The sequence below is a fragment of the Paludisphaera rhizosphaerae genome (assembly GCF_011065895.1).
GTDB lineage: Bacteria > Planctomycetota > Planctomycetia > Isosphaerales > Isosphaeraceae > Paludisphaera > Paludisphaera rhizosphaerae.
In genome coordinates, this window is record NZ_JAALCR010000104.1 from 1 (window position 1) to 324 (window position 324).

Below are 324 nucleotides of genomic sequence, written 5' to 3' on the forward strand. Positions count from 1 at the left end.
CACGAGAGGCGGCTCGACGAGGTTGAACACCGCATCCTGAAGGTGGAGCAGAACCAGCCCGGACTGTGGCAGGGGGCCGGTCTCGGCGGGGGATCCGGCGGCACCCGACTGGCCTACGCGTCCACCGGCGGTCTCACGGCCCGCTCGGGTTCCACGTTGGGGACGGGAAACGCCGATTTCGTGGTGGTCGACGGCGGGGGTCTGACTTCGACGGGTCTCACGTCGGCCGTCTACAGCTTGTGCGACGAAGCCATCTCGGCCGGGATCTTGCTGGCGATCGTGAACGTCAACGGCGTCGACGTGGCCAGCCCCCTGGAGTGCCCC

The 324-nt window shown here is 68.8% G+C and carries 1 pseudogene; it reads left to right on the forward strand.

Annotated features, from left to right (window positions below):
• Positions 1–324, forward strand: a pseudogene (locus G5C50_RS32180) (hypothetical protein); the annotation flags it as partial.